The organism is Weissella uvarum (assembly GCF_016908785.1).
GTDB lineage: Bacteria > Bacillota > Bacilli > Lactobacillales > Lactobacillaceae > Weissella > Weissella uvarum.
On sequence record NZ_JAFBEO010000009.1, the window covers coordinates 34,844 to 40,843 of the forward strand.

Annotated in this window: 5 protein-coding genes and 1 tRNA gene; 1 reads left to right on the top strand and 5 read right to left on the bottom strand. The window is 40.5% G+C overall.

Features of this window, described 5'->3' with window-relative positions; translation table 11 throughout:
- Positions 1-25 precede the first annotated feature (25 nt).
- The 5 genes from JOC36_RS08375 to JOC36_RS08395 form a co-directional block, all read right to left on the bottom strand.
- A complete protein-coding gene (locus JOC36_RS08375) occupies positions 26-913 on the bottom strand; it encodes an N-acetylmuramoyl-L-alanine amidase family protein (protein WP_338061851.1) in 888 nt (295 codons plus the stop codon).
- A gap of 96 nt (positions 914-1,009) precedes the next feature.
- Positions 1,010-1,453 (bottom strand): nucleoside 2-deoxyribosyltransferase, encoded by a 444-nt coding sequence (locus JOC36_RS08380; protein WP_205146044.1) that lies wholly within the window; start codon positions 1,451-1,453, stop codon positions 1,010-1,012.
- Positions 1,454-1,571: 118 nt separating this feature from the next.
- Positions 1,572-2,735, bottom strand: a complete 1,164-nt coding sequence (locus tag JOC36_RS08385) for a hydroxymethylglutaryl-CoA synthase (protein ID WP_205146045.1) — start codon at positions 2,733-2,735, stop codon at positions 1,572-1,574.
- A gap of 1 nt (position 2,736) precedes the next feature.
- Positions 2,737-3,942, bottom strand: a complete 1,206-nt coding sequence (gene coaBC / locus JOC36_RS08390) for a bifunctional phosphopantothenoylcysteine decarboxylase/phosphopantothenate--cysteine ligase CoaBC (RefSeq protein WP_205146046.1) — start codon at positions 3,940-3,942, stop codon at positions 2,737-2,739.
- A gap of 307 nt (positions 3,943-4,249) precedes the next feature.
- Positions 4,250-5,746 carry a helix-turn-helix domain-containing protein gene (locus JOC36_RS08395; RefSeq protein ID WP_205146047.1) on the bottom strand — a complete coding sequence of 499 codons (1,497 nt, stop codon included), beginning with the start codon at positions 5,744-5,746 and terminating at the stop codon, positions 4,250-4,252.
- Between the two features lie 160 nt (positions 5,747-5,906).
- Between JOC36_RS08395 and JOC36_RS08400 the strand changes: the two genes are divergently transcribed.
- A tRNA-Glu gene (locus JOC36_RS08400) sits at positions 5,907-5,978 on the top strand.
- Positions 5,979-6,000: the final 22 nt, after the last annotated feature.

A 6,000-nucleotide genomic window follows, 5' to 3' on the forward strand; every position in this document is an offset into this window, starting at 1 on the left:
GGCAACTAAACTAGTCAAGCCCTAGCTAACGTGTTTCGAGATAGTTTTCTAACCCTGTTGGGATACTTTTAGCAATCTTATTTTGATAACTTGCTGATTGCATGTGTTTGAAATCCCGATCAGAGTTAATATAACCATTTTCCATTAAAATGGCTGGCACAGAATTATCACGCAAGACCAAATAATCCCCAAAATCAACGCCTTTATTATGCATATCATCAGGCATATTAGGACTAATAGCTTGATTGATTGCTTGAGCCAACCGCTTTGACTGGTTCTTTTTATGATAATAATACGTTGTATATCCAGAGGCGCTATTAGCTTCTGGCGCTGAATCAAAATGGAATGAGATGAACAAATCCGCTTGATTACGCTCAGCAATTTCAGGAATTTCAGCCAACGGCACCAGCTTATCTGTTGAGCGGGTCATAATCACACGGGTACCACGTTTTTCCAATTGCTTTTTTACACGTTTCGCTAAGGCTAATGTGTAATTTTTTTCATATTTGTTATTGGTCGATAAAGCCCCTGAATCAGACCCACCGTGCCCAGGATCTAGCACCACTGTTGACTCCGATAATGGCGTTAATTTATTGAGTGGTTTTGAGCGCTCAACTAACCACCCAGCAACCCAAGCTTTCGACTCATTTTCCCGTCGAACCTGATACCAGCCCCCAGTTCGTTGCAAAATTTGCAAATGCTCACCTGGTTTTAGCACCCCGACCGTTGGCGCTGTTGGACCTTTTTTAGAGTGAATTGGAATATTTTCAATTTTGACGGTAACTTGTTCACGATGGAGTAAAACCATGGTTGTACCAATCGCAACAGTTACGAGTGCAACAACAATTGATAAGGGCACCCAAAATTTAACGAGCCACGCATGAATCATATGGCCAATTTTTTTCAATGTCATCGGCGCATCCTTCTTTATTTTAGATTATTAAATTGCTATTCAAATCATAACAAGTTCAGGCCAAATAAAAAACACCTAAACGGTGTTTTTAGCTAATTAGAACATATCGCCAGTCCATGGAATTTCTGGCATTTGATCGAAATCGTATTGTGCAACATCCGACACATGCAACAATACAGCGTGCGCTGGCACAGCCATCATCAAATTAACACTACCATTTGGCTTTTCTTTGACCAGCACCACTGGTTTACCAGTTGCATTGGCATAGCCGATTTCCCAAGCAGTACCTGGGTCAACAAATTCACCTTCATAATCAATTACGGCAACGACAACATCAGCGCCATCAATATGATCACGATCGACTTTAAAAGTCGCCTTAGCCCACTCAGGTGTTCCCATTTCAAACTCTTCACAATTTTCTGAACGCGGGCTAAAAAAATCAGCAACTGTGTCATTGTTTGTTAACGCCGTTTCCATCCGCTCAATCCGTTCAATTTGCTCTGCATCGAAAAAAGGACCAGCTAAGTAAACATGTTTCATGAATTAAAACCCCTTAAATATAATGTGATAAGTTCATTCTAGCACAAAAAATCCGAATTAACCAAATACATAATTCACTATTTAGATTCAAAAGTGAACTTTAACCACATTTCGCGTTTTATCGTTCGATATATTGCCGTTTTTGATCTTTAAGACCTGCTAAGACAAACTTAGCTACATCAGCTGAAGTATCAAGTTCTCGATCTTCCGATCCAAATAATAAATCATTAAACATCTGCTCATATTCGGAGATTGACACCTTCTGACGTCGATTAAATAAGTCAGCAAATTGATTAGCCACTAAACCATCTTGATAATTGGCTTGAAGGGTCATCGAGAACATCTCTCCTTCAGCACCAGATCCATATGAAAATAGACCAAGCTTATCCCCTGCTTGTAACGTTGGATCGTTTTCTAATAACGACATCAAACTAAGGTATGCCGAGCCTGTATATAGGTTTCCAATCCGCTTATTGTAAACACGGCTGGCTTCAAACGCCTCCATTAATTGTGCTTGCTTATCTTCATCGGCTTCTGGCAAAACATCCCGAAGAGCTTTAAGCCCCATTTTGGTATATGGCAAGTGGAAAACTAAAGCATGAAAATCAGCTAAAGTCTGATGATTTTTTTCTTGATAACGCTCCCAGACTTCCTTAAAGAAATCACGATAGACATTAGCCGAGAATTTTCCATCAACAACTGCAGTTGTTGAATAGTTAGGTCGCCAAAAGTCCATAATTTCATCCGACATGAAGACATTGTCTTGATTAATCACTGCAATTTTTGGATTAGCTGTTACTAACATCGCTACGGCACCAGCACCTTGCGTTACTTCCCCACCAGTTGCGATGCCATAGCGTGCGATATCTGAGGCCACAACCAGCACTTTAGCCTCTGGATGCAAAGTCACATAGTCACGTGCTTGCATTAAGGCATACGTTCCCGAATAACAGGCTTGCTTCATTTCAATTGTACGTGCATAACGATTAATACCTAAAAGACGTTGTAAATAAACCGCTGCCGATTTAGATTGATCAACACCCGATTCAGTCGCCACAATCACTTCTTCAATCGCTTGGCGATCTGCAGCCGTTAACATTTGATCAGCAGCATTGGCCCCCATAGTAACAATATCTTGAGTCGCTGGCACCACAGCTTGTTCCGTCTGCCCGATGCCAATCAAATACTTATCTGGTTCGGCTTGACGCGCTTTGGCTAACTCAACCATATCAATATAGTAATCAGTCGAGAAAAAACTCATTTTATCAATTCCAACTTGCATGTTATTGCTCCTTTAATTGTGTGATAACTTTATCCATAACTGTGCGGGCAAGCGTTAATTTATCCGCAACAGGTAATTTTTCTGGTTCACTCTCCGGCCAGAGTAAGGTCACTTCATTTTGATCAGAACCAAAACCAACACCTGGTGTTGCCACGTTGTTTGCGATTAACAAATCAACATGTTTCTTAGTTAATTTAGCGTTTGCATGTTCCATCAAATGTTCAGTTTCAGCAGCAAATCCCACCAAATATTGGTGCGTTTTCTTTGCTCCCAAAGTAGCCAAAATATCGGGGTTTTCTACTAATTCTAAAGTTAATCCAGTATGATCAGCGTGCTTTTTGAGCTTTTGATCGGCGGGTTTTGCAATCCGATAATCCGCAACCGCGGCCGCCATAAACAAAATATCAAGCATCTCAAAGCGTTCATCTAAAGCTTTAAACATTTCAGACGCTGATTGTACCGGAATCAGCTTAACAGTTGGTGGCACAGGTAAATCAACCGTCGAAATGAGTTCAACCTGAGCCCCCGCTTCTGCTGCCGCTTGAGCCAACGCATAGCCCATCTTTCCTGAAGAATGATTTCCGATATAGCGAACCGGATCAATCGCTTCCTGAGTTCCCCCAGCTGTTACAACAACCCGCTTACCAACTAAGCGCCCCGTTCTTTGCGCTAAGAACATGGTGATTTCATCAAATAGTTTTTCTGGTTCGGGTAAACGACCGGTTCCAGCATATCCTTCAGCTAATTGACCAGTTGCAGGGGCAATAATTTTGACGCCGTCCGCAGCGAGCAACTTTAAATTACGTTGAACAGCCTCATTCTGATACATGTTTGAATTCATGGCTGGTGCAATTACGATGGGACTATGACGCGCCATAACCATGCTCGACGCCGCATCGTCCGCAACCCCTTGCGCCATTTTACCAATAAAGTTGGCTGTAGCCGGCGCCACCACTATTAGATCTGCCCAATCCGCCCATTCAATATGTTTAATATCAGCTTGATTAGGCTCATCAAATAAATCAACTAGCACTTCATGTTTGGTTAACACACTAAACGTTTTAGGTGTCACAAACTCGGTCGCCACCGAGGTCATTGCCACCCGCACGTCTGCACCTGCTTTACCTAATAAACGTGCTAATGTAATAACTTTATAGGCTGCAATGCCCCCTGTTACCACTAAGACAATTTTCTTTCCAGCTATCATGGCATCCTATCCTTTTTTGTTTTTCAAAGTCTATTTTACCATTATCCGCGCTTCCACGCGTTTTTTCTACAATAAAAAAAGGACCATCCAGTGGTCCTAAGGAATTTACAATTCCAATTTAACTCAATACGACATCCCAAAGTACACAGGCCTTATTCTAAACCCCATTTTCTGGTCCCCCGCTTAAAATACAAGCATGTGATGTCTTCTAGCATAGCGGAGGCTGCCTTAACAGGCCACAGTGATTTTTTTGTTTTTTAAAAAAAATCACGCAAAAAACACGTAAACGCCATGAACTATACAAATTCTATGTTTCGTCAAAACGTTGTAATTCAATTTGCAGGGCATCTTGCATAAAATGGTTCAACGTATAATTATCGGGATAAATGTTCCAAGTATAGCCTGGAATATTTGCTTCCTTGTCAAATACAATGTCTGAAATATATAAATCTGCTGGCTCTCCAATCTCAACAAATTCAAAATTCACGGTCCGATTTAGTTCAAGTTGCATACAAACTAAATCCTTCATTTGCGGATGATTCACAAATCCAATGGCAACCTTAACCGGTGGTAACGCTTCGGATGGGATAATATTAAGCATAAATGTATTAAAATAATCCTCAAACTGCACCCGCTTGAACTTTTCCGCATCATTGATATGCCATACTTTGGCTAGCTGATCCATGACCCGTTCAGTAAAGCGCGCATGAATTGGAAAATTTTGTTCGAGCACCCCTAAATCCAATGAATTTTGGACAAGATCCTTCATAAAATACAACACCCGCAAATTAGGACTCAAGGCCTGCCGATCAATTTGATCTAAACGACTCTGCGTGATGGGATGCTGAAAAAATGACTGATACTCACTGGCAACCGTTTCGCGAAACTTCTCCAAATGCTTCTGTGTTTGCTTCGTAAACATATTATTTGGTAATTCAGTCACCAACCCAGTTGTAAAGAAAATCATAACTGCCGAAGCAACTTCTACTCGATAAGCTGATGCTGGCAAATCAGCGAATTCATGCATCACTTCCGTCAATTCTTCAGCAAGCCGTTGATAATAATCAGGCCATTCTTCAACTGGTGTCAAAATATTGGGTAAATCTTGCTGGTGCAAATAATGGCCGTTTTGTACACGGATCAACCAAATCAACACGCGTAAATTCATGCCCGACTGGATTGCCATATTGTCAGACAAACCATAAATTTCAGATATTTTTTCTTTCATACTTTGGTTAATAAGTTCAGCCTGCGGTGTAGATTGAATGATTGAAACTTCTAAATCAGCATGGTAGTAACCAATCAACTGCATAAAAAAGGTTCGAACTACTAATTCATTTCCCACAATGCGATTGTTTTTACTAACTTCGATTTCTTGATTCGCAAAAGCATCCTGTATTTTATGTTTTGCAGAACGCACAGTCGCAACTGATACATGATGCCGTTCAGCAAAATCTTCATACGAATCAACTTGCTCAGTTAACATCTCCAAAAGCAGTATCCAAGTCATCGAACGCTTACGATAGTAATACTCTAACGCTTGCGTATTAATCTGAACGCTATGATTAATTTTAATTAACTTACCATCCAATTCAAACTTAGACCTAGCTTGACTGCCATCATGCAATAATCCAAGATCATTAATTAGCGTATCTAAAGTTACCAAAACACGATAACGCGACCAAGCTAAATCATGCATCACAGTCGACACAGGCACCACATCATCCAGACGTGACAATAGGTAATCATTTAATTTTACGATATCTTGTTCTGGACGGTCTAAAACCCATCTTAATTTGTTCACAACATTTTCCCCAAATCGATTCTTTCAGATAATCCCAATAGCCCCAACATCTAACTTTCGCTAACTAGCACCATTTAAAATGAATAAACCTTAAATAAACGGTTGCATACACGTTAACCATCTGGTATATTATCTCTTGTTGTTATTTATAATATTTTTTGGCTCATTGGTCAAGCGGTTAAGACTCCGGTTTTTCACACCGGCATCCAGGGTTCGACTCCCTGATGAGCTATTTTATCATTTTTATTTTCTGG